25 protein-coding genes and 1 other annotated feature are annotated in these 24,374 nt (G+C 38.9%); of the genes, 16 read left to right on the top strand and 9 right to left on the bottom strand.

All coding sequences use genetic code 11. The features are described 5' to 3' along the window. Positions 1 to 73 precede the first annotated feature (73 nt). Positions 74 to 1,126, bottom strand: a complete 1,053-nt coding sequence (locus tag V1500_RS12860) for a lactonase family protein (RefSeq protein ID WP_409299746.1) — start codon at positions 1,124 to 1,126, stop codon at positions 74 to 76. 152 nt (positions 1,127 to 1,278) lie between these two features. Between V1500_RS12860 and V1500_RS12855 the strand changes: the two genes are divergently transcribed. Beyond that, positions 1,279 to 2,001: a CBS domain-containing protein gene (locus V1500_RS12855; RefSeq protein ID WP_409299744.1), complete on the top strand. Its 723-nt coding sequence runs from the start codon at positions 1,279 to 1,281 to the stop codon at positions 1,999 to 2,001. Between the two features lie 70 nt (positions 2,002 to 2,071). On the opposite strand, the gene V1500_RS12850 is transcribed toward V1500_RS12855, so the two are convergent. The 4 genes from V1500_RS12850 to V1500_RS12835 form a co-directional block, all read right to left on the bottom strand. Continuing rightward, positions 2,072 to 2,764, bottom strand: coding sequence for an LrgB family protein (locus V1500_RS12850; RefSeq protein WP_409299743.1), 693 nt, complete (start codon positions 2,762 to 2,764; stop codon positions 2,072 to 2,074). Further along, positions 2,761 to 3,129, bottom strand: coding sequence for a CidA/LrgA family protein (locus V1500_RS12845; RefSeq protein ID WP_409299741.1), 369 nt, complete (start codon positions 3,127 to 3,129; stop codon positions 2,761 to 2,763). Before V1500_RS12845 ends, V1500_RS12850 begins: the two co-directional genes overlap by 4 nt. A gap of 114 nt (positions 3,130 to 3,243) precedes the next feature. Further along, the gene (locus V1500_RS12840) at positions 3,244 to 4,128 is read right to left on the bottom strand and encodes a LysR family transcriptional regulator (RefSeq protein WP_409299739.1); all 885 of its coding nucleotides are present in this window, start codon (positions 4,126 to 4,128) and stop codon (positions 3,244 to 3,246) included. Positions 4,129 to 4,222: 94 nt separating this feature from the next. Further along, positions 4,223 to 5,011 carry an HAD family hydrolase gene (locus V1500_RS12835; protein ID WP_409299738.1) on the bottom strand — a complete coding sequence of 263 codons (789 nt, stop codon included), beginning with the start codon at positions 5,009 to 5,011 and terminating at the stop codon, positions 4,223 to 4,225. 454 nt (positions 5,012 to 5,465) lie between these two features. Between V1500_RS12835 and V1500_RS12830 the strand changes: the two genes are divergently transcribed. The 14 genes from V1500_RS12830 to V1500_RS12765 all read left to right on the top strand — a co-directional run bounded on the left by V1500_RS12830 (position 5,466) and on the right by V1500_RS12765 (position 17,780). Next, positions 5,466 to 5,885, top strand: a complete 420-nt coding sequence (locus V1500_RS12830) for a hypothetical protein (protein ID WP_409299737.1) — start codon at positions 5,466 to 5,468, stop codon at positions 5,883 to 5,885. Positions 5,886 to 6,056: 171 nt separating this feature from the next. Continuing rightward, positions 6,057 to 7,241 carry a CaiB/BaiF CoA transferase family protein gene (locus tag V1500_RS12825; RefSeq protein WP_409299735.1) on the top strand — a complete coding sequence of 395 codons (1,185 nt, stop codon included), beginning with the start codon at positions 6,057 to 6,059 and terminating at the stop codon, positions 7,239 to 7,241. 1,046 nt (positions 7,242 to 8,287) lie between these two features. Beyond that, positions 8,288 to 9,016: an amino acid ABC transporter ATP-binding protein gene (locus V1500_RS12820; protein WP_409299734.1), complete on the top strand. Its 729-nt coding sequence runs from the start codon at positions 8,288 to 8,290 to the stop codon at positions 9,014 to 9,016. An 18-nt stretch (positions 9,017 to 9,034) separates the two neighbouring features. Further along, positions 9,035 to 9,835, top strand: coding sequence for a transporter substrate-binding domain-containing protein (locus tag V1500_RS12815; RefSeq protein WP_409299733.1), 801 nt, complete (start codon positions 9,035 to 9,037; stop codon positions 9,833 to 9,835). 85 nt (positions 9,836 to 9,920) lie between these two features. Beyond that, complete coding sequence (locus tag V1500_RS12810; protein ID WP_409299731.1) at positions 9,921 to 10,559, top strand: amino acid ABC transporter permease; 639 nt, start codon at positions 9,921 to 9,923, stop codon at positions 10,557 to 10,559. A gap of 11 nt (positions 10,560 to 10,570) precedes the next feature. Beyond that, the gene (locus tag V1500_RS12805) at positions 10,571 to 11,233 is read left to right on the top strand and encodes an amino acid ABC transporter permease (RefSeq protein ID WP_409299729.1); all 663 of its coding nucleotides are present in this window, start codon (positions 10,571 to 10,573) and stop codon (positions 11,231 to 11,233) included. Positions 11,234 to 11,319: 86 nt separating this feature from the next. Further along, positions 11,320 to 11,560, top strand: a binding site (T-box leader). A gap of 51 nt (positions 11,561 to 11,611) precedes the next feature. Beyond that, positions 11,612 to 12,613, top strand: coding sequence for a tryptophan--tRNA ligase (locus tag V1500_RS12800; protein ID WP_409299727.1), 1,002 nt, complete (start codon positions 11,612 to 11,614; stop codon positions 12,611 to 12,613). Positions 12,614 to 12,748: 135 nt separating this feature from the next. Further along, on the top strand, positions 12,749 to 14,677 hold the full coding sequence (locus tag V1500_RS12795) for an alkaline phosphatase family protein (protein ID WP_409299725.1): 1,929 nt from the start codon (positions 12,749 to 12,751) through the stop codon (positions 14,675 to 14,677). A 67-nt stretch (positions 14,678 to 14,744) separates the two neighbouring features. After that, the gene (locus tag V1500_RS12790) at positions 14,745 to 14,867 is read left to right on the top strand and encodes a hypothetical protein (RefSeq protein ID WP_409299723.1); all 123 of its coding nucleotides are present in this window, start codon (positions 14,745 to 14,747) and stop codon (positions 14,865 to 14,867) included. Between the two features lie 183 nt (positions 14,868 to 15,050). After that, entirely contained in the window at positions 15,051 to 15,356 is a 306-nt protein-coding gene (locus V1500_RS12785; protein ID WP_409299721.1) for an antibiotic biosynthesis monooxygenase family protein, read from the top strand. Further along, positions 15,353 to 15,736, top strand: a complete 384-nt coding sequence (locus V1500_RS12780; protein ID WP_409299720.1) for a hypothetical protein — start codon at positions 15,353 to 15,355, stop codon at positions 15,734 to 15,736. Before V1500_RS12785 ends, V1500_RS12780 begins: the two co-directional genes overlap by 4 nt. Next, the gene (locus V1500_RS12775) at positions 15,737 to 16,381 is read left to right on the top strand and encodes a B12-binding domain-containing protein (RefSeq protein WP_409299718.1); all 645 of its coding nucleotides are present in this window, start codon (positions 15,737 to 15,739) and stop codon (positions 16,379 to 16,381) included. It abuts the gene before it with no gap. Then, the gene (locus tag V1500_RS12770) at positions 16,374 to 17,138 is read left to right on the top strand and encodes a Stressosome protein rsbRB (protein WP_409299716.1); all 765 of its coding nucleotides are present in this window, start codon (positions 16,374 to 16,376) and stop codon (positions 17,136 to 17,138) included. Before V1500_RS12775 ends, V1500_RS12770 begins: the two co-directional genes overlap by 8 nt. A gap of 171 nt (positions 17,139 to 17,309) precedes the next feature. Further along, a complete protein-coding gene (locus tag V1500_RS12765) occupies positions 17,310 to 17,780 on the top strand; it encodes a VanZ family protein (RefSeq protein WP_409299714.1) in 471 nt (156 codons plus the stop codon). Positions 17,781 to 18,187: 407 nt separating this feature from the next. Here V1500_RS12765 and V1500_RS12760 read toward each other — a convergent pair whose 3' ends face one another. Both V1500_RS12760 and V1500_RS12755 read right to left on the bottom strand, forming a co-directional pair. After that, positions 18,188 to 19,702 (bottom strand): amino acid permease, encoded by a 1,515-nt coding sequence (locus V1500_RS12760; protein WP_409299712.1) that lies wholly within the window; start codon positions 19,700 to 19,702, stop codon positions 18,188 to 18,190. Between the two features lie 1,611 nt (positions 19,703 to 21,313). Beyond that, positions 21,314 to 22,051, bottom strand: coding sequence for a L,D-transpeptidase family protein (locus tag V1500_RS12755; RefSeq protein ID WP_409299711.1), 738 nt, complete (start codon positions 22,049 to 22,051; stop codon positions 21,314 to 21,316). A 151-nt stretch (positions 22,052 to 22,202) separates the two neighbouring features. Here V1500_RS12755 and V1500_RS12750 point away from each other — a divergent pair, with 151 nt between their 5' ends. Next, positions 22,203 to 22,658: a YueI family protein gene (locus tag V1500_RS12750; RefSeq protein WP_409299710.1), complete on the top strand. Its 456-nt coding sequence runs from the start codon at positions 22,203 to 22,205 to the stop codon at positions 22,656 to 22,658. Positions 22,659 to 22,853: 195 nt separating this feature from the next. On the opposite strand, the gene V1500_RS12745 is transcribed toward V1500_RS12750, so the two are convergent. Together V1500_RS12745 and V1500_RS12740 are read right to left on the bottom strand one after the other, a co-directional pair. Then, the gene (locus tag V1500_RS12745; RefSeq protein ID WP_409299709.1) at positions 22,854 to 23,639 is read right to left on the bottom strand and encodes a formate/nitrite transporter family protein; all 786 of its coding nucleotides are present in this window, start codon (positions 23,637 to 23,639) and stop codon (positions 22,854 to 22,856) included. A 233-nt stretch (positions 23,640 to 23,872) separates the two neighbouring features. Beyond that, a complete protein-coding gene (locus tag V1500_RS12740) occupies positions 23,873 to 24,361 on the bottom strand; it encodes a DUF1641 domain-containing protein (RefSeq protein WP_409299707.1) in 489 nt (162 codons plus the stop codon). Between the last annotated feature and the right edge of the window lie 13 nt (positions 24,362 to 24,374).

Raw genomic sequence — 24,374 nt, 5'->3', positions numbered from 1 at the left:
GGCAAGCCCGACTATTCATCGCATTTGTCTACAGTCTGACAGAGCTACATGCATTAAGCTCTTTTAAAATGGGTTATCCAATGAATTTAATACAAACTGGTGCGGGAACGGTTACACCTGTCTGAAGAAGTTTTAGCTTGCCAGTGGTTTCATCCCGTGAGTAAAGTATCAGATTATTTGATTCCTGATTGCTTGCTATAAGAAACTTTTCACTTGGATCCAATACGAAATCACGCGGCCAATGTCCTTCGGTATGAGTATGTTCTATAAAACCAAGTTTTCCCGTTTCTTGATCGACACGGAAGACAGCTATTGAATCATGGCCGCGATTTCCGGCATAAAGAAAACGTCCATCTGAGGAAATATGAATGGCGCTTCCCTGGCTGTTTTCAGTAAAATCGGCGGGAATCGCCAGTTCTTTTTGGAATTCTGAAAAGCTGCCATTTTCAGAGTTGTATTGTAAAACAATGACCTCATTGCTTAACTCTGTCATAACATAGGCATACTTTCCAGTGGGATGGAATACAAGATGCCTAGGGCCAGAACCTGCAGTCACAGCAAGAGAATTCACCTCAACCAATTTTCCATGTTCTCTCGAGTATGTAATAATTTTATCTATGCCTAAATCAACTGCTACCACATATTTTGCATCCGGGGTGAATCCTGCAAAGTGAGCATGCGGCTTTTCCTGACGCTCCTGATTGGGGCCAGAACCTTCGTGCTGGATGATCGAAACAGGCTTTGATAGTTCCCCGGAATGAATATCCGAGAAGTATGCTTCCACAGTTCCCTTATGATAATTTGCAGATACTACTAATCCGCTGCTGTCAACGCTGATGTGACAAGGTGAGGCACCAGGCAGGACCTGTGTGTTGATTGGCTCCAACTCTCCAGCGTCCCCTGTAATGGCAAAAGAAGCCACACCGCCTGAATCGCCTTCCTTTACCACTGCAAATAACTTGGTGTTCCCTTTATTAAGTGTCAGGTATGTAGGATTATCCAATTGAGCAGCGGGCTGAACATCGCGAATCAGTTCTTTTCCCACGTCAAGGATAAAACGGTAGATGCCAATGCTATCACCTTTTGTATATGTACCTATATAACCAATTCTTTCATTCATTGCCATGATATCAACTCCTACGAAATTAATAAGCAGTGATTACACAAAACCTGCTATATATATCCATTCATTGCTATTTTATCAAAAGGTTATCAAATTGCAAAAATAGGGAATAGAAGATAACAAGTAATAATCACTTTTTTCCGGGAGAGATCATCATGGCTGATAACACTGTCTTAAAACAATCAGAACGCTTTGAAGCAGCGTTCAATAGAATCCATAAAGTTTTAATACAATCGGTAAAAAACGCAAAAAGCGATAAATTTTCCGATCTTGTTTATAAAGGAAAGCGGCATGCTCTCATACGGTATTATGAACCGGATTTGTCGCAGTTTGCCAAACTTCGGAATGCAATAGTTCATGAAAAGATAGATTTAGATTACTATATCGCGGAACCGCATATCGATATTGTGGAAAAAATAGAGAGTATCGCGGCTGAATTCGAAAAACCGCAATCTGCATTATCCATTGCCACAAAGCCCGTCTATTATTTTTATGAAAATGATAAATTAACCGACGTATTGGCTGTAATAAAAGCCCATTCTCATTCCCGTTTTCCGATTTATGATAAAGAAGACAAATACTCATGGCTCTTAACATCTTCAGAGATTGTACAATGGCTTGCTGAACATTTTTCAGATGATGATATGGCGTTGAAGGAGGTTGAAATTAAAGATCTCTATAATCAATCATTAAAGCATAATGTTGTTTTTGCGGCTCAAAACAGTACCGTACTGGACATAGAAGATATATTTGAAGAGTATCACAGTAAAAATGAAAAAATCGAAGGGATTCTTATTACTAAAAGCGGCGAGTCCTCTGAGAAGCCAAACGGAATCATCACATCCTGGGATATAGTAGAAGCGGAATTAAGTGAATAAGCAAGATATAACAGCGTGCTCACTTGATGAAGTTCACTTAAAAAGGATGGCTTTTCAAAGCCATCCTTTTTTACCCGTTTATTGCCTTTATTAAAACAGGGATTAATGAACTGCCCCATACCATGGTGATCATGGCCGCAAAAATCATTGCCAGTGTGGAAAATGTTGCTTCCTGTTCACCATATTCTCTCGCTTTGGATGTGCCTACGCCATGGGCACCCATTCCGAGCGCCAAACCTTTCGCAATGGGCGATTTTATGGATAGCCATGTTATTGCTGAAGGACCGATAATGCCTCCAATGATTCCCGTACAAATAACAAAAACGGTGGTCAATGCTGGGAGCCCGCCAATTTCTTTGGACACTTCAATTGCAATTGGAGTTGTAATAGAACGGGGCAATATACTTATAATGAGGTCTGGCTTCAGTTTAAGCAAAAGTGAAAGTGCCAGCGAAGAGATAATGGCAACTACACTTCCCAATGTGATGCTGATCATAATGTTGATCATATACTTTTTCAAAAGCTTTCTATGCTTATACATCGGAATCGCGAATGCTACCGTAGCCGGCGCCAGCATATGAGATATCCATCTGGAAGATTCGATATACTGATCAGCGGATATATGAAAACAAGTAATGAGTCCAATCAGAACGAGAGGGCTGAACAGCAAAGGATGGAGGAGCGGGAAAGGCCGTTCCCTGAATACTTGTTTGCAAATAATATATACAATGACAGTTAATGCTGTCAGTATTAAAGTATTCATTGTGTCTCACTTCTTCTCTTGTTGTGCATTCGTTCAGATATAAATGCTGTAACTCCCATGACAATAAAAGTGCTTAAGCATATCAATATAATGGATTCTGCACCTTGCCAACTGAATATTTCATCATAATTCATAATTCCCACCGCAGATGGGACGAAAAAGAGCAGGAGTTCAGCCAATAACCAATTTCCGCCTTTTTCTACCCATTCCAACTTTACAATACCTGTCATCATGGCGATGAATAGCAGTGCAAGCCCATACATAGAGCCAGGCATCGGCAGTGGAAGAATATGTTTTACAGCCGCACCAAGAAATAGGAAAACATGTATGAATAAAATTTGTAAAACAATTATGCCGATTTTCATGCGAAACATCTCCATTCCTGCTGGACGAGTAAAGGCCTCAGTCCTCATGGACAGTAATGTTACCCTGAAAAAAGGCATTCGTAAAATACAATCTTTTTATACATCGAATAACTTTTAGTTATGATGAAAAGATTTTTGCAGAAATTGTATGAAAGAGCGACCGGCATAAGAAATATACCGGTTCTTTTTTGTGATAAGGGCGAGATGCCAGGGAGAGACTGGCTTAAGGTTGATGATACTTACGTTTTTTTCCTCCAATCGATTGCATATGGATTCAGGGAGAATAGTGATGCCTAAATTGGCCGCTACCATTTCAGTCATGAAATCCCATTGCGAACTTTTAAAAAGAATCTTTGGTTCAAAGCCCTCAGCAATACATTTTTCACGTATAATGTCATATAATGCGAATTCTTCACTGTAGAAAATAAATTCCTCCTGGCTTAATTCCTTCAAATGCACTTCCTTGCGCCCGGATAATTGATGTTGGCCTGGTACAACTAGTCTCAACTCTTCTTTTACGATTGGATAAATATTAAATTCGCTTTCTTCCAATGGAAGAACAGCAACACCTAATTCAAATTCACCCTGTTCAACACTTCTTACTACCCTGGCGGCACCGTATTCCGTTATATTGATTTTAATATTTGGATAGTCACGATGGAATACAGCCATAATTTTAGGGAAGAACAAACTTCCTATGATAGGGGGAAGTCCTATATTGATTTCACCTCTTAGAAGATCAGTCATATCATTTAATGTAGTTTTCATTTCATCTACCAAGCCAAGGATTTTTTTCGAATACTCTGCCACGATTTCCCCGGCATCTGTGATTTCACTTGACTTGATTGACCGCTGCACTAAAGGCATTCCAAGTTCTTCCTCCAGGCTTTTTAACATTTTGCTTAAGGCTGGCTGGGAAATATGTAAATTTTGAGCTGCCTTTGTAATATTTTTCTGCTCTGCTGCTTCAATAAAATAGCGCAATTGCCGCAATTCCATAATGCCCTCCAGATAAGTACAATATTTCAATTCCTTCATTATTCTGTCAGTTCACCCACAGTTGAGAAGACTTACCATGGTAGTTTTTTGCCTATCAATCCAATAACCCCAGTGACATTAAACCATTAAAAATACCGGAATTATGGACATCTGTCGTAAAGTGCTTTGCGAAAGTTCTTAAATCAGGATGGCAATTTCCCATGGCAAATCCTTCTCCCACAAACTGAAGCATTTCTTTGTCGTTCATGCCATCTCCAAATGCTATAGAAGATTCGACTGGTATATTAAGATATTGTAAAAATGCCTTTACTGCTGCACCTTTATTGACTGTATCACGAATAACATCATAGCAATGACGCATATGTTCAACATTTACCTGGGAAAGATGAAGCCCATCCTCGAGGCTATAAAGTCGGTTGCCATGATGGTCTTCCGTAATAAGCGTCATTCCAAGAACGCTCCCCAAAATGGCTTCGCTGTATAGTTCGTTTTTATGCAGATGGAATGTTTTTATGAATTCATCCATGGCAGCAGACTGATATGGAAACAAATAATTTTTTTCATCCGTATAAGCAACAAACTGATGTCCGTTCTTGAGAGCTGTATCTATAAGGTTTGCAGCACTAGCCTTGGACATGGGCTGATTATAAATTTCCACCCTTTTACAAACAGCATAAGCACCATTGTAGCCTATAAAAGAATCAACGTTCAGTTCCTTGGCCAATTCTGAAATTTCATGAAGCGGTCTGCCTGTAGCGAGCACTACATCAAGCCCTTTTTGTTGTACAGCCCTTATGGCAGAACGGGTCGAATCTTCAATTGTATCATCCGGTTTCATAATTGTACCGTCGATATCCAAAAATAAGATTTTATATGTTTTCATGTCTCGCTCCTAACTATCGTGATAAATTAATCGTATCATTATTTTCTATAGAACGTTATTTTTTCGTTCACATGGTACATTGACTAACATTACGTACTCCATTCAAATGAAAGGTACTTTCATTTTCACAGCTTCTCTTTCCTTTGAAGCACCTGAGAAGTGTTAAATTCTAGATCACCAGGATGCACATACATGTTAGCTCAATCGCTGTTGCCAGAAGATGTAAAGAGACTTTATTTTAATAAAATTTGTTAAAAAAGAGAAACGTAAAAAAGTATATATGTCCTTTGTGGTTTCAGAAAAAAGAATATTTTGTTAAATCCCGGAGTGTAACGAATCCTGTCATGAAGGACCGATTCAAAGCGTTAAATAGGACAGAATTCAAAATACCCGCTAAAATAAACAATATACATTTCATTTATTCTGCGAGTCCTTTCAGTGAGGGGGAGTTTATATGCTTAAGACGAATATGAAATTAAAAAATCCAGAAATAATCCAAGAGCTGCTCCGCGCAATTGTAGAGGAGTCATATAATGAGGTAAAAGAAGAAAAAATGCTGTTATGTATGGAATGTGGGGATGTGGACTTATATATAGCGATTTCAAACAATGAAAGGCTGCAGGAAGCGATCAATAAAAATTTCGAACTTGATGAATTTGGCGAAGTTATTGACCGTAATTCATACAATGAGTTAATCGAAGACTTGCATGAATATTACATCGACATCTTTAGGACAATCGGATTGTTTGATTACTTCCCTTCTGGCTATTATCAGGTAAAAGGGGAAACAAGGCTTTCCGAAACCGATATGCTGGGCCCAAAAAAGATGTTTTATGCACCCTTTGAAGATGCCCTGGTGAGCGAGAACGAGTAAACATAATAAATTATGACTTGCGAAACGCATTTTACTTCTACAGTAAAATGCGTTTTTTGGGGATAAAAAGGATTTAGTCAACTACTGTCAGAATTACTTGTATTAGGTAAGAAGAACGCAATTTCAATGGAGTTATCAAAACAGCATTAACAATGGAAAGGGGAGACAATCATGAGCTTATTAAAGGGGTTGAAAATTTTAGACTTCTCAACATTGCTGCCAGGACCGTATGCAACCATGATGCTGGGAGACCTTGGTGCAGAAGTGCTGCGTGTAGAATCTCATATCAGAAAGGATCTTCTCCGGACATTTCCGCCAATTGTGGGCACCCAGTCTGCAGCACATCAGCAATTGAACCGGAATAAGAAATCTATTTCATTGGATTTAAAACAAACGGAAGCGGTAAATATCATAAAAGAACTAATTATGGAGTATGACATTGTTCTCGAACAATTCCGTCCCGGAGTCATGAACCGTTTGGGTTTAGGCTATGAAGATCTTAAATCAGTAAACCCAAATATCATTTATTGTTCTTTAACCGGATACGGACAAACAGGACCATATAGAGACACGCCTGGTCATGATAATAACTACTTGTCCATTTCAGGTATTATGGGTATATCCGGCAGAAAAGAGAGCGGCCCAACACTGTTCGGTACACAGGTCGCCGATATCGCAGGTGGTTCCTTGCATTCCATTATTGGAATTTTGTCGGCTGTTGTGTACCGCAATAATACAGGGAAAGGCCAATATATCGATATAAGTATGACTGATAGCTGCTTTTCAATGAATTCCATGCTTGGTGCCGGGTATATTGCAATTGGCCAAATGGAGCCGTTATCTGAAGGGACGCAACTGACGGGTGGAAATCTTTATGATTTTTACAGAACCAGAGATGGAAGATACCTTTCTGTTGGGAGCCTTGAACCAAAATTCCGAAAATCACTCTGTGATGCAATAGGACGCCCTGACTTGTTTCCCATGGCATGCAGTCCTGATGGATCTGAGGAACACGCTCAGTTCAAATCGATACTTAAAGATATTTTTGTTACACGGGATTTTTCGGAGTGGTGCCATATATTTCACCAATTTGAAGCATGTGTAGAACCAGTACTTTCATTTGCAGAAGCCTGTGAGCATCCGCAATTGCAAGCTAGAGAAATGATAGTTGAAATACCGGATGGCAGAGGAGGAATGCAAAAGCAAATCGCTACTCCCATAAAGGGTTCTGCGTTTTCTCCTGTACTTTCTCATATTGGTTCCGAGATAGGGCAGGATACCGATCATATTTTAATCAATATGGGCTTTTCAGAAACAAAGATAAAAGAATTGCGTGACAAAAAGACTATTTTTTAACTGTTTTTCAAGAGGCAGCCTTTAATAAGATTCTAAGAAAATGTACTTACATAAAATTGCTCTGAAGGAGTATCCCTGGTGATGGTTTCGTTCCTCAGAGCAATTTACATTATGGCCTAGGATTGAATCTTGGCAGGATACATAAGTAAAATTACTGCTCCCAGATTTGACTTGCCGATGATTTCATATTTTCCGTCCAATTTATTAACAATATCGAAGCATATCATTCAAACCAAGACCAACAATTGCTGGTCTGACATACCAACTCCTTCATCCTTGATTGAATTCTTAATAGCTTCGTTAATCTGTAATGCTTCAATTTCCAAGTTTCCTCCATTTGACATAGCTTCAAATGCATTTTTTAAGATGTAAATTATCAGCTGTTTAAAATCTTTAACAGCTCCTGCTATTTGTATATCAGGATGATGGTTTGTCGGTATGCGACATTAGAATAGGCCGCAAAAGGCTTCATTAATTCTAGTATATCAGCAATATGGCGGCTTATTTTAATTATATCCTCATTTCCCATCCTAGGCCGGGCTAAACGTAAGAAAGTCATCAATAATGGTTTGTGTTCGGTTAAGCTCATCCAAAAAACAGTAATAAACTATTTTTGATTGACACAAGATTTTGGTCCTCATTGAACAACTGGAGGAGCCCCTTAATCGTTGTCATGGCCTACACATGCAGCAAGATTGGTGATGACCCAATGTCCGTAATCTTGTCATAATTTTTGGATAATAACAGATTCAATTTTTTTAACCACAAAAATATAATATTTTCCGTCAATTTTAGCATAGGCAAATGCTTTAAATTAAGGATATAAAAGTGGTAGGAATCATTTTTTAATACACAAATTTTAAAGCATAAAAGATGAAAATTGTTTTAGTTTAAGTAAATGGGATTTAGGGAAGAAATCAAGCAAGTAAGCTCTTTTGTAAAAAAGCAGTAAACTTGTCATAAATTGACTGCCTGCGGTTCTTCATTTATAATTTAATTCTGAAGATTCATTCTATTACATAACCGGTATATTGGGAGGTCACTGGATGATTGTATTCAAAGATGTAAATAAGTATTATGGCGATTTTCATGTGTTAAAGGACATAAACCTCCGAATAAATCAAGGCGAAGTAGTAGTCGTCGTTGGGCCATCCGGTTCAGGAAAAAGTACTATGTTAAGATGCATCAACCGTCTGGAGACCATTTCCAACGGGACTCTGACTGTAAATGAAATTCCTGTCTCCGATAAAAGAACGGATATCAATAAACTAAGGAGAAATATTGGAATGGTATTCCAGCATTTTTACCTCTATCCGCATATGACAGTTATGGAAAACATCACATTGGCTCCTATGAAGGTGCTGGGCGAATCCGAGCAAAAGGCTAAGGAGACAGCGAGACATTATCTTGAAAAAGTAGGCATCCTCGAAAAGGCTGATGCTTACCCTTCGCAGTTGTCAGGTGGGCAGCAGCAGCGTGTCGCAATAGCTCGTGGATTGGCCATGAAGCCAGAAATTATGCTATTTGATGAACCAACCTCAGCTTTGGATCCCGAAATGATCGGCGAGGTACTCGACGTAATGAAAAACCTGGCCAATGAAGGCATGACAATGGTCGTCGTTACACATGAAATGGGTTTTGCCCGAGAAGTGGCCGACCGAATAGTCTTTATTGATGAGGGACGGATTCTTGAGGAGGCAGTACCGGCTGAATTTTTTAAGAACCCGCGTGAAAAAAGGGCTCAGTTATTTCTCAGCCGTATATTAAATCATTAAACTTTAGGGGGTATAGCAATGTTTAAAACAAAAAAATTATTCAAGATGGCCATTCTTTCATCAATAGCCACGCTTATGCTGGCAGGCTGCGGTAAAGAGGAGTCAGGCAGCAAGGATGTTCTTGGGCAAATTAAAGACGAAAAGAAGATAGTGTTTGGCGTAAAGCATGATACTCGACTATTTGGATTAAAAAACCCTGAGACTGGGAAAGTGGAAGGCTTTGACATTGATTTGTCCAGGGAGCTGGCAAAAGAGATGTTTGGGAACGATGTCAAAGTTGAATATAAGGAAGTAACCTCAAAAACTCGTGTTCCTCTGTTAAATAACGGAAAGGTCGATGCTGTTGTAGCAACCATGACGATTAACGAGGAACGCAAAAAAGAAGTCGACTTTACAGATGTATATTTCGATGCGGGACAATCCTTGCTTGTTAAAAAGGGCAGCAAGGTACAAGGTCTCGAAGATTTGAAAAAAGGGACAAAGGTACTGGCGGTCAAAGGGTCTACATCAGCCATCAATATCCGTGAAAAAGCACCAGAAACATCAGTCCTGGAATATGAAAACTATGCAGAAGCATTTACCGCATTAAAGGCAGGTAAAGGGGATGCCCTTACAACTGATGATGCCATTCTTTATGGTATGGTTGAAGAAGATCCGTCTTTCGAACTTGTTGGCGGTACCTTTACGGAAGAACCATATGGGATTGCAGTTAAGAAAGGCAATAAAGAACTGGTCGATGCTCTGAATAAGGCCTTGAAGGCTTTAAAGGATTCAGGCAAGTATGATGAAATCAAAAATAAATGGATCAAACAGCAATAAAGGATAATGCTTTAGCCGTCAGGATGGGCACAGTCGTAAGGAACCTTACGCACGAGCTCATCCTGATTGATTAGGAGGAGATAATTTGCTGGATTTTTCAATTTTGACAGATAACATAGATTTATATTTAGACGGATTTAAAGTAACAATTATCGCGAGCCTAGTAGCATTGGTATGCAGCTTTTTGCTTGGCACTGTTATTGCTGTAATGAGAATTGCTCCCTTTAAGCCGCTTAACTGGCTGGGTACTGTATATATAGAATTCATTAGAAATATTCCCTTATTAATTATTGTATTTTTCACATATGTTACCGGAGATTTCAGTGGTACCGTAGCAGGCACCATTGGTTTAACCATCTATACGGCTGCCTTTATTGCTGAAGCTATTCGGGCTGGGATTATGGCTGTTCCAAAAGGCCAAATGGAAGCAGCACGCTCATCAGGCCTTAGCTATGGACAGGCAATGAGGCTTATTATACTTCCCCAGGCGATCAAAATAGTGATTCCGCCCCTTGGCAACCAATTTATCAATCTTGTAAAGAATTCTTCATTATTGGGAGTAGTAGCCGGGCTGGATATTATGTATCAATCCGATTTAATTTCTTCTAGAAGTTTCGTAGTATTTGACACATATATTTTCGCGGCATTGTTCTATCTAATATTAACCATTCCATTAAGCTTGGGCGTAGGGTTTCTGGAAAAGCGCCTGGCTAGAAGCAACTAGGGGGTGCCGATATGGATTTCCTTGCACCATTTATTGAAGTTTACACACCAGAACATCTAAAATTTTTATTACACGGCTTTTGGATCACCATTCAGGTCGCAGCCATTTCCATCGTACTCAGTTTTATAATCGGCGCTGTCGTTGGAACGCTTCGCTATGCCAAAATTCCAGTGCTATCACAGGTTTTGGCAGTTATTGTGGAAACGATTCGAAATCTCCCTCTCTTATTGATAATATTTTTCACATATTTTGCCCTCCCTGAGGTCGGCATTGAGATGAGTGAAATGACAGCAGCCATTGCAGCATTGACCGTTTTCGAATCGGCGATGCTCTCAGAAATCATTCGCAGCGGACTTAACTCTATAGAAAAAGGACAAGTTGAAGCAGCACGCTCATCCGGCCTTAGCTATATCCACTCCTTACGTTACGTAATCATGCCGCAAGCGTTACGCCGAATGATTCCGCCAATAGTAAGCCAATTCATATCTTTGCTGAAAGATACTTCTCTTGCTGTTGTCATTGCCCTTCCTGAGCTGATGCACAATACACAAATCATATATGCTCAGAAAGAAAGCTATGTTTACCCAGCATTTATCATCGCTGCTCTCATGTACTTTATTGTTAATTATGCATTATCGATCCTCGCGCGCAGATTGGAAGCGAAGCATACTTAACTGGATTTAACAGTATTGAGATTTACTTCTTATAAAGTAAATTTTTGTTGACAGGACAATAAACTGACGCTAAAATAACTTTAATATTTTTTGCGACGATGAAGAAGAGTAGGGTTAAAAAGCACTTTAGAGAGCTGATGGCTGGTGGGAATCAGTGTGCAATTTAATTCGAATGGGCTTCTGAGCATCCTTGCTGAACTAAGAGTAGGCACTGGCGGAGAGTCTTACCGTTACAAGAGACAGCGTATCGAGCAATTCTCCGTACGAACAAGTGCGTCTGTTTTCGCAGGCGAATTAAGGTGGCACCACGGGTCTTCCGTCCTTTAGAGGATGGAAGGCCCTTTTTATATGCAATAAAAGTTCACGATCGGGGGAATCATGATGCAAAAAAATGTTTTTACCGGTATAAAACCTACAGGAAAAATTCATATTGGGAATTATGTCGGTGCGATAAAACCGGCACTGGCACTGGCGGGAAATGATAAGTACAAATCGTTGTTTTTTATAGCTGATTACCACGGCTTGACAAAAAACCACGATCCCGCTGAAATGAGGGAATTGACTTATGAAGTTGCAGCCGCCTGGATTGCACTCGGCCTGAATATAGACCACACTATTTTTTATAGACAATCTGATGTTCCGGAAATTTTCGAGTTAAGCTGGATCCTGTCATGCTTTGCTCCTAAAGGACTCATGAACAGGGCTCATGCTTTCAAAGCCGCAGCACAGACAAACAAGTCGGAAGGAAAAGAGCCGGATTATGGAGTAAGCATGGGATTGTACACCTATCCGATTTTGATGGCATCAGATATTTTATTATTTCAATCTGATTTAGTTCCGGTTGGCAAGGATCAAATACAGCATGTAGAGATTGCCAGAGATATTGCCCAATCTTTTAATCACCAATATGGGAAAAGCTTTATATTGCCGGAGGCCCTTGTAACAGATAATTCACAGATCATCCCTGGCCTGGATGGACGAAAAATGAGTAAAAGCTATAATAACACGATTCCGTTATTTTCCCATCCTGAGGTATTGAGGAAGCTTATATATAGAATCAAAACTGATTCCTCACTTCCGGGTGAACCAAAGAATTCGAACAATTCTACTTTGTTCTCCATTTACCGCCATTTTGCGAGCCCGGCTGAGGTTGAATATATGGACAAAAAATTCGAAAAAGGCATAAGCTGGGGAGAAGTAAAACAACAGCTTTTTGAAGCAATAAATAGCTTTATAGAAGAACCTAGACAGAAATTCGAATATTTGATGGAAAAAACTCATCTTCTGGAAGAAATTCTTGAAAAGGGAGCTAAAAAAGCAAGAGATACAGCTATTCCTGCTCTCCTGGAAATTAAAAAGAAAATCGGAATACAAACATAAGATATAAATGCATTTAGCCGCCAATAAGGCGGCAATTTTTTTATTCTTTTTTTATTTAGGATTAATTTTTATTTAAAAGGGTAAAGGGTTAGATACATTTTGTTAGTTTAGTTTCTTGCATCAGGAGGAACCATCATGAAAAGCAAAAAACGCATTTTTATCTTAGTGATACTATGTCTGGCAAATGCCTTTACGCCTCTGGGTCATGTTGATGCAAAACAAACCGAGGACAACAATGTCGTCCTCATATCCTTTGACGGCATGAGGAATGACCTTACCAGAAATTATGTAAAGGAAGGAAAGCTGCCACATATTGAAGATTTAATACAAAAAGGCGTCATCGCTAAAAGCTCAAAGACTATCACACCATCTCTGACTGCTCCATCACACGCAGCAATTGCCACCGGAGCAACTCCTTCAGAAACTGGTTTTGTCAGCAATCAATGGCACAGACCCGATACATCGCTCATTAATACGGACGATGCTTTCCAAAACAAATTACAAGTGAACCCGCTTTGGATCGAGGCGAGAAAACAAGGGAAGAAGACTGCAACAGTTGCTTTTGCCGGAGCGAATCCTAAAGTAGGAAAGCAGGCTGACTACTCCATTTATTATGGAGAAACATGGACAAACAGCGCAATAGAATCTTTAACTTTTAAACGAGCCCTCTCGTGGAAAGGTGTAAGAAATCATTATGGTGAACTTAAAGAAGCATATTTTCGTATTCATGCACAAAACGCAAAAGACCACATCATCCACGTTCTGGCGATGGATGTCAAAGACGACAACCAGTTAAACTACAATAAGTTTGTAATTTCAGAAGACAAAACTGTCGATGAAAATGATTCAATCATCCATGGAAAAGAATGGTCATCCTTCACACTTAAAGTGAAGGAAGGTAAAAGCGCAGGATTCTGGTATAAATTCAAGTCCCTGCCGCCAACATTAAAAGATGTCAAGCTATATCGAACAGGCATCTCATCCGGAATAATAGATGGTCCAGGCAATTTTTCGCAAACGATCAAGGACAAGTTTGGCTTTTTTCCGGTACAGGATGATACACCTGCCTTAAAAAAAGGCTGGATAACCCGCAAGGAGTATGAACAGATTAGCGAAAGATTCGTAAACTGGGTTACTGATGTTTCGCTCTATATAAAAGAAGAGTACAAGCCTGATTTATTGATGTTTTATGCACCGCAGATCGATCATGAGGAACATGAGTTTTTATTGACCGACCCTCGTCAGCCTGGATTTACAAAGAAAAAATCAGAAGAATACCTTAAATACATCGAATGGTCATATAAAGTGGCTGACCGGGTAGTTGGGAAGACAGTAACAAAACTTCATGCCAATGACCATCTTTTTGTTGTATCTGATCATGGAATGGAACCAGTACACACGACGCTCGAACCAAACAGCCTCCTAAAGAAGGCTGGTCTTTTAAAAGTGGATTCCAAGGGTGAAATTGATATCAAGAAATCGCAGGCTTATGCCGTTGCAAGCAGTTCTGCGGCACATGTCTATATCAACAAAAAAGCACGTGAGAATGGCGGGATCGTTTCCGCCAAAAATTATTCCAACCTCGAGCAACAGATTAAAAATATTTTTAAGAATTATGAGCTAAGGCAAGAGGGTAACTGGTCCTACTTTAAATATTTACTTGCGGGTTCCGTAACTAATAAAGAGCAAAGAGATGACCTATTCTCATACTTGCTCAGGGAGAAGGTACATCCATATTCTCAGGTAATCGTGACTAAAAATCGACACTCTGTTGATAATCCCCATGCAGGTGACATTCTTTTATTAGCAGAAAAGGGGTATATGATCGGAAAAGATTATGATCAAGATATTATGCCGGCAGTTGAATTGGGGAGCCATGGAGGAAACCCGGCAAGGGAGAAGTTGAGGCCTGTTTTTATTGCAGCTGGGGAAAAGTTCAAAAAAAACAAGGAAATTGGAGCTGTGTCTAACCTTGATATAGCCCCGACTGTTTACAGCCTCCTCGGAATACAAACTCCGTCATTTGTGGAGGGAAACAGGATAGATATACTATTTAAAAAATAATCTGTTTTATATGCACCTGCCATAACCATTCGAGAATATAATACATTAAGGTCAGGAGGAAATGAGTATGACAAAAATAAAAAGAAATGACTGTGCTGCTGGAATTAAAGAATCCCCGGTTTCTTTAATTGATAATCAGGAAGAATCTATCAAAGACGGATCATTTGATTATTTGGAAGAGGTTTTCTAAAAAATAAAAGGGAGTGGCAGCTGGTGCCATTCTCTTTTTGCTGCAGTAAGACAATATGGTTATCGCCAAATAAATTTCAAATAACCATATAAAGAACATCAAAGGTTTATTCTCACATTTAATAGTTCACTGTGTTAAGATAAGATGAAAAAATTGTGAAAAGGATTTATTCGAGGTGAAGTAATGTATATTGTATTTTCAACATTTGATGTACCAGATGAAAAAGCCAACGAGGTAATTAATATATATAAACAAAGGTCCAGGCGGGTAGACCGTGCCCCTGGATTTATTGATTTTTTACTGCTGCAAAATGAAAAACGCCCTGGTGAACTTACTGTCCAGCTTACATTTCAAAATAAAGAAACATATCTTGATTGGGTCCGAAGCGAAGAATTCAAGCAGATTCATGATCTGGAAAAAAAGTATCCTGACAAGGAACTTGCAGCCATTGTTCCAAAGGTTAGACAGTACACGGTGGTGGCAACATGACTACATTACATATCGACGAGATAATTATCTTAGTTACTGAGGAGATATATCGCAGAGACCCTTATCTTATGGAAAAGTATGGAGAGAGGGGAAAGACAAAATGCACGGAAGATAACCATCATCATTTTAAGCATCTGAATACAGCATTTGAATTAAAAAATTCTCAGATATTTATAGATTATGCAACCTGGTTAAACGGGATTTTACAAGTACATGGTATGTCATCGAAGCATCTTATTGAAAACTTTCAAATCATTTCTGACATTTTAGCAGTATCAGGAAACGGCCAAGACCATAGAATGAATGAATATATTACATATTTGCATAAAGCCAATGAGGCGTTGAACCAAACAAGGCAGTGTGAACAGGAGGAAACTTAATTGTTAACTAAAGACGTCCTCAACCTTTCTAAAATACTGCTTGACGGAGACCATCAGACTGCGATTAATTTTGTAAATAACCACGGCTATTCGTCTAGATTCTCCGTTTATAACGATTTACTTACCCCGGCAATGAGATACGTTGGTGAACTCTGGGAAAATAATGAGATAACAGTAGCGGACGAGCATTTGGCAACGGCCACTTGTGATTTTGTTTTATCTAGATTATTTCCTTCAACGCAAACCAATATATCTAAAAAAAAAGCTATGTTTTTTTGCCTGGAAGGCGAACAGCATTATATCGGTTTAAAAATGGTAAATAGTTTATTTGAAGAGTACGAATGGGACACACAATATTATGGTTCTAATCTTCCACTGGAGTATGCACTGAAAAATGCAGAAAAATGGAAACCAGATTTGGTTGGAATTTCAGTAACCATTGTTTATCATCTATCAATGCTGGAAGATTATACGAAAGCCTTTGCCTCCCTTGCCAGTCCCCCGATTTTAATGGTGGGGGGACGTTTAACAGAAAGATACAATATACAAGACTACTGCACAGGAGAACCAATCATCTTGAACAATCTATCAGATGTAAAGGTCTGGCTAAACCGGTACGGAATGGGAGCGAGTATGAATGTATGATGACATTGAATATATCCCGGTTCCATACATAAAAACTGACCGCAATGGAAAAATTATTGGTTTCTCCAGAGCCGCTATGCATATGTTTCCACTTAAGGAAAGAAGCCTTTACCAAATTGTCGATGAGTTCAGTGTGGAAAAATTAACGAGAGCCCTGATGAAGATGGACGAGAACTATATAATGGAATTGAATCTAAATACCAAAACAAGTCCAACAAGCTTATTTGAAGTGCATATTACAAGGGATCCAAAAGGCTATTATCACTTTATCCTTAATGAAAAAGATACCCAAATACAGTTGTTGGCAAATAAACTACAAGATTTACAAGAACGTTTGGCGTCTACGAATCTTGAGCTTTTTGAAAAAACGATGGAACTTGAATCGGCTAATTATCACCTAAATGAATTATCCGGACCCTTTATTCCTTTAACTCAAAATATTGGTTTAGTCCCTTTATTTGGAGATATTACAAAAGAAAAAGTAGAAATTATCGGGAGCAATATTGAAAGTATAATTTATGAAGGGGAATATGATTCTATATTATTCGACCTGACCGCAACTGGAAAATTTGAGAAGGAAAGTATTGATGCTTTATCATCACTATTTAAAAAGCTTCAAATAATTGCAAGCCCGGATATCACAATTATTGGTACAAAACCCAAACATGCCTTGGCTATAAAAGAATTTATACTAGATTGGAATATACATTATATAGGCTCGCTCCAGCAGGCATTAGCTAAAAAACAAGCCACATAACTGTTACAACGTTCATAATTTCCCCAACAATAAGTTCGTTGATAGATTTAGGGCATATTTTTTGATGCTCTATTTTTTTGTAACCGGAAACGTATATCTTTCGCGCTTTTCCATAGTGGCCAGGCTTTTATCTATGCAAATAACATTTCGCATATTTTTGGAGGATGCTCCATGATCCATTATATTAAAGATAACAAAAAGAGAAAATTCTTTCTGAAATTATCGTTCGTTTTGTTTTTTCTGTATATTTTCTTGTTGGTGTATCTGTTGTTTTTTGGATTTTACAGACAACAGGTAACAGTGAGGGATTATAATGTTATCCCATTTCGGACCATCACCATGTTTATGGAGGGAAAATACCACTTTTCATCCAGGACCATATTCAATAATTTGTTAGGTAATGTGTTAGCCTTCATGCCGCTCGGCTTTTTTTTGCAGCTTCTCTTTTTTAAGAAAAAATCAATCTTTCGTATATTTGTCATATCTTTTATCACTTCATCGCTTGTCGAATGCATCCAATATTACTTTCGAATCGGCGGCTTTGATGTGGATGATATACTGCTTAACAGTATAGGAGGGATGTTCGGTTCAATCGTATTTCTGCTGCTATTTTCCATTTTGAGTATAAGGGGCAGCATTTGAAAAGAGGTACTAGATAACTTAATGAGCCAAAAGCGGGAAATTGGGAAGTTGTTTTACTTTTACATAAAACATGATCCCGAAGCAGGTATCCAAATTGGAGCAAATACCCTCCAATCAATCTTTTGAGTCAAGTATTAGAGGAAAATGGAATGAATCAGCTGAATTATAAATGTATCTATTTTACTGAGTATAAAAAGGAAAACAGGAACTTCATGATTATCTGCTGGAAGCGCAGAAGGAATCAGGTATGAATAGGATTTACGGGTAGCAGGGGAAAGGTGAATACAAGTGACTTTGTTCCGCTTTACCTGATTCCCTAACAACAAGCTGCCAATCAAAAAGCCATGTTTTATAATGCTTAAACACCGCCTCCTATATTTAGAAGGCGGTGTTTATAATGCACTATTTTAATGTCTAGTGTCCAATTCGCAGTCTTTTAATTTGACCACTTTTGTCTTTTTGACCATCTTATATCCGAACCAAAGGATAAGGAAAAGCGGCAGACTAATATAGGAAACCACAATTCCATTCCAATCAATAGATTCCCCGGTAAAGGCAGAATAATTTTGTCCTGCAATGATAAGGGCGCATAATGCGAAAGCAAATATTGGCCCGAATGGGAACCATTTAGCCTTATAAGGAAGTTCGCTCAAGTCCCTTCCTTGTGCAACATAAGCTTTCCTAAAACGATAATGGCTTATAGCGATGCCCAGCCAGGCAATGAATCCAGATAAACCCGCAGCATTAAGCAGCCAGGTATATACCACACCATCGCCAAACAAGGATGACAGGAAGGCAAGGCATCCAACTAATGAGGTAACTACCAAAGCGTTAACTGGTATCCCTTTTTCACTAATTTTCCCAAGGAATTTCGGAGCCTGTCCTTCTTTTGCCATATTCCAAAGCATACGGGCTGCAGCATACATTCCTGAATTACCAGCTGATAAAATGGCAGTCAGGATAATTGCATTCATAACAGAAGTGGCAAGTGCAAAACCAATCTTTTCAAACACCAGCGTGAAAGGACTTACGGTTATATCATCAGCAGCAGCAAGTTCTGGTGTAGTATAGGGAAGTACCAGACCGATCACGGCTATTGTAAGGATATAGAATAATAGAATTCTCCAAAATACCTGCTTAACTGCTTTCGGTACATGTGTTTCTGGGCTTTTGCTTTCTCCTGCAGTCACTCCAAGCAATTCAGTTCCTTGAAACGAAAACCCAGCAGCCATGAAAATGCCAAAGATAGTAAAGAAACCGCCGTTAAATGGTGCGTCCTCAATCTTAAAGTTTTTAAAACCTAAGGCCTCGCCTCCCATTATTCCCAGAATCATAAGAATTCCAGTAACTATAAAAACAATGACAGCCACAACTTTAATCATTGCAAACCAATATTCTGATTCTCCAAAACTTTTTACTGACATGACATTTAACAAGAATAGCAGGATCAGGCATATTGCACTCCATAGAAGGGAGGGGGTATGCGGGAACCAATATTTCATCACCAGCGCAATAGCCGACAGTTCGGCAGCGATTGTTACCGCCCAGCTGTACCAATAGTTCCATCCCATCGCAAACCCCAAGGCTTCATCGACGAATTTACTAGAGTATACCGAGAAAGAGCCTGCCACTGGCATGTATGAAGCCATTTCTGCAAGGCTTGTCATTAAGAAAAATACCATGATTCCCACTAACGCATAAGCAAGAAGGGCGCCACCGGGACCTGCTGTATGGATGGCATTTCCGCTGGCCAGGAAAAGTCCCGTTCCAATTGTCCCTCCTAATGAAATCATAGTAATATGGCGTGCTTTTAATTTTCTTTTTAATCCTGTTTTTTGCTTTGTTTCCTGTACTGCTTTGTTGAAAGTACCTGCTTTGTAGTTTGAAGCAGATTTTGTTCTCTCACTGACCTGTTCCATCATTACACCTCTAAATCTACTAAATTCTTTTTCTAAAATAGTATCCGGTAGCTTTTATATTTCCTTTTTTGCAAATGTCTAAACACTTGCTAACTTGTTTAGGCCCTATCAATATTTACCTGTAAAAGAAATCGGAGCCACCTATCAGAATAAGTCAGGCGAATTTTTATTTTGGACGCGGAAACAAACATCCATATAGAAGTTAGCTATTCGAGAAAGAATATATAGAAAATAACTCAGTAAGAATTTTAGTAAAAAAATAAAACCGTAATAATTGATTCCATCCTCCATAATAAAATGGCAAAAATAATTACGGAAGCATCTGTTAAACAAATACTGATTTAGCATAACCAAGCAAAATCCTTTGCATTCATGTAATAAACATTAAAAAAATCATTGTTGTATTACCTCGGCATAACAAATCGATAACAAAATATTAAGTCTTGCCTTAAACACTAAACATGCAAAAAAAAATGTCGTAATGTGTTTATTAAGAACATAATTTGGGTAAATATCTTTGACCTTATATTTTACATAACCAAAATTAAACATCCATAGGAGGGCAGGGATATGCATACTATTGATATTGACAAACTTCTGGAATCCACCGCTGATATTAATATAGAAACTTGTACATTTACACTGAGTGTAATTGATATAGATCAATTGCTTGAAAACTCGGCAGAATGATCATAGGCACAACAACAGTACATAAAAAATATTATATTTTCTGCCTTCATGCAAAAAAACAAGGGTACCGCACTAAACCATAATGGAACAGGAGGGGATGACTAACCCCAACCTCTCATACAGCCGCACGCGGGACCTTTGCACTATGATGGCTATGGTTGTTGAATGCTGTTAAAATAACCATTACCAAGAGTCCCGAAAGGCTCTTACAAATCTGGGGATGAGGAATCCAGGTGGACTTCTTTCTAGCCTGAAGGCTTGAATATTTGCATATAGATAAAATCGAAAGAACCTTATGATCATTAGTGATATAATGAGGGCATTATCAGTTTTTTCACTTTTGTTTTACCTTACCCCTTCTACAATATTCCTTACTGGAATCCTTTCCAGTTTTTCTGCAGTAAGCTTTAGCTCAGAAACACCAAGGCAATCAAAAAAGGTCTAAAAATCATATCCGGAAGAGATTTTTTGGGGTATCCTACTTAGCTAACCGATTAGGTTTTTTAAATGAACTATTACAATTCCGCTGCTACTTTCTTGGATTGATCTGCCTCTCATGGTACTAATCATGCTAGGAGTCGTCATACTTACTTTACTGATCACTCTGTCAGTCATCGTGAAATATTAAGCGCTTGTATTAAAAAGGAAACCGTTAAAATGGCCAACTAGGTGCCATGAAATATACATATGTGTCAATGAAAAAGGTTAATCTAATAAAAGATTAACCTTTTTCTGTATGCGTTAACTTTTCAATTTTTTAATAAAGTTTAAAGAGTTCAATAAATGATTATAAAACAGCTAGTCAAGACTTAGTACAATATATTGCACGGTAATGAGTGAGATGGTTAAATGCAAGGGGACGGTGCTCCGAGATGGCAAGGAGCACTATACAGCTGTTTTATTTTATATGTCCTTTTCTTATGTTCAGAGTCCTAGAGCTTTTTTGGTTGAAGGTCCCACAATCCCATCCGCTTTTAGATTTTTCGACTTCTGAAAATTGCGTACGGCTGTTTCAGTAGCGGTACCGAAAATACCGTCAACAGTTTTTGTGCTGAAGCCAAGGGAAGTAAGCTTTCGCTGCAGAGCCTTTACTTGCTCACCGCGGCTTCCTAATTTTAACACAGTCGAATTGACTGGCGGGACAGAGATGCTGCCTGTAACTGAGTAGCCATAATACTTTGCGATTGCTTGAAATGTTTTACCCGTGCTAACAATAATCACAGGTGTATTTATTTTCACTTTTGAAAACAACCATTGAACCTCATTGTTATACATTCTGATACAGCCACTGCTTACATATTTCCCAATCGATGAAGGATTATTATTTCCATGTACGGCATATGTGGTTCCCCAAGTTCCTCTTGCATTCAATCCCAGCCAGCGGTTGCCCAAGGGATTGCGGGGGCTTCCCCCCGGTATGCCCAGTTTATAATATGGGCGATTTACGATTTTATTTACAATTTTAAATTCCCCTTCTGGGGTGTAGCTCGGTTTTTTGCCCGTAGCCACTTTAAAAACCCTGGCAATCTGTCCGCTGTCATAATATGCCAACTCATTGTTTGACTTATTAATAATAATTAACTGACTTTCAGCGGCAGAAGTATGGGTAATTCCGCACAGCATAAAAAATAACAGGACAGAGCACAATAGTATCCTTCTCATTTTTCCCCTTCCTTCTTTTTTCTTATTTAACACAATCATGACATTGTATGCTGGAAGGGGTGTACCAAATTCCGATGCCTAAATGGCATTTTTCACTTTTGAGATTTCTAATGGATAAACTATCGTAAGTAAGGGCAGGAGGGGTTTTCATTTGAAACGGAAAAATGTAGACGATTACCTTCAAGAAGGGATTTCCGGCAAGAAGGAACTCAAGGCGGAAGAACGCAGAACGTTTCTGGGAACTTATAGAGAGCGTGTCATTGTGGCATTAACTGAAGCACAGGTAAGGGGTCAGTTTGTTTATCCTGAAATAAGTGCGAATATACAGAAATACCATGATTCAGTCCTGCTGTTGAATGCTAATGTGGAGTATAAAGCATTGGCAAAATATATAAAGGTAGCTCAGCAGCATAAAATATCCTATAAAATCGTGGATAATAAAGAATTCCAGTCTCACTATGGGCTTGTTCTGGCTGCAAGACAAGCAGTCGATAAAGAAGTGATTACTGTTTCGGAGGCTTTATCATCTGTTGCGAAAAAAAAACAAGCAAAAAACACAGGATTCCTCTCAGTTTTAGGAGGAATCTTTAAAACGAAAAGTAAATGATGCGTCAGAAGAAGTTATATTTTTTGTATCTGATTCTTAATCAGCAGGTATTTGAAAAAAGGGGAGGGGGTGATAAAAATAAAAAAATAATCCTTACACCTTTACGATAGATGCGGGAATGAAACGACGTCCGAACTTTATATAAGAACTTCGTGTAAACAAAAAAAGAACCCGGCAGGGTTCCTTTTTGTTTCATTATTTTACAGCTTTCTTATCTTGTCTTAAATAAGTTACATAGTAGATTAGACCAACAAAGATTGCTCCGCCAATTGCATTTCCAATAAAGACAGGTACGAAGTTGGAAAGGTAATCCATCCAGCTAAAATGCCCTTCGAAGATTGCAGCCGGAATGATGAACATATTTGCCACAACGTGTTGAAAACCGATTGCTACAAAGCCCATAATCGGCCACCATATTGCTAAAATTTTTCCTCCGATGTCCTCAGCAGTATACGACATCCATACGGCAAGACACACAAGCCAGTTACAGCCAATGGCAGATACAAGAGCCTGAATGAAATTTGGTTCAAGCTTGCCCTCAGCAACTGCGATAACCTTGTGCAGGAATGGGTCTGCAGCAGTCAACCCGGCCACATGACCGAAAAAGTAGGCTACAAATATTGCTCCAAGGAAGTTTGCAATAGTGATCCAGAACCAATTATTTATTAGAGATGAAACTTTAACTTTTTTCGCCATTACCGCAATTGCAACCGCCATCATATTACCGGTAAGCAGTTCTCCGCCAGCAATGATAATCAGAATAAGGCCAAGAGGGAAAACCGCCGCTCCAATAAACGAAGCAAGAGTACCCCATTCGGCGGGAAGTGATGCAATAACGCGTATATCTAATAAATAGCCTAAGGAAATGAATGCTCCTCCTAAAAATCCTAATAGAAGCTTATCCAATAAGGAAAGAGAAGCTTTTCTAACACCTGCTTCGACCGCCTTTTGTGCAACCTGCTGCGGACTATGAAATGCCATATATGTACCTCCTAGTTGTAAATGAATCCGATTCCTGTTTAGCAATTAAATATCATTCGGTGACTGACCGTTGATTCTGGAAGCACAGTTTAGAATAGTATCCAGAAGATAGACAAAATTCATCAGAAAACAAAAACAGATATATTTTATTTAAATAATTATAGGTAGTTTACCAAAAAGGCTCCGCCGCTAAACATAAGCGGAGCCACTTTGTTTATTTTTAAAACATAGTTTTAATGTTGCTCGTCTTTTAATGCTTTGCCCATTCCTTTTAGGAAATGAATTCCGAATCCGACTGCTCTATTTATGTCAGGATCATTCATAACTTTCATAAAGTCACGCACGCCAACTTTTTTATTCGATTCCAAATATTCATTGGCTGAATTCAATCCATAAATGCTGCTTTTTACTACTTTAGCTGTAGCGTCCGCATCAGCCTGCATCACGGCTCCAGTAGCACCCATCAACACATTTATCAAATTGGTTACCGGTTCGCGGGTTATCTGCCCTAAAGCTATCTGGGCTATTTTTTCTTTCGCATTGATCATCGACTGGGCTGCTTCAAGCACACCAATCTTGTTTAACTCCCCAACAATGCCCATAATTCTATTCAAAGCTTCTTCGTTTTCTGTTAGAAGCGATGTCAGTTCTTCGAGCTGCTGCTGTTTTTGCTGTTCGGGCGTCAATGTTTGTTTTTCAATAGAAGTAATAGGTTGAGCCACTTCATTTATCTCC

Origin of the sequence: Peribacillus sedimenti (genome assembly GCF_046237635.1) — a bacterium.
Lineage (GTDB): Bacteria > Bacillota > Bacilli > Bacillales > DSM-1321 > Peribacillus > Peribacillus sedimenti.
Note: the sequence above shows the minus strand (reverse complement) of the source record. Positions and strands in the feature narration are given on the sequence as shown.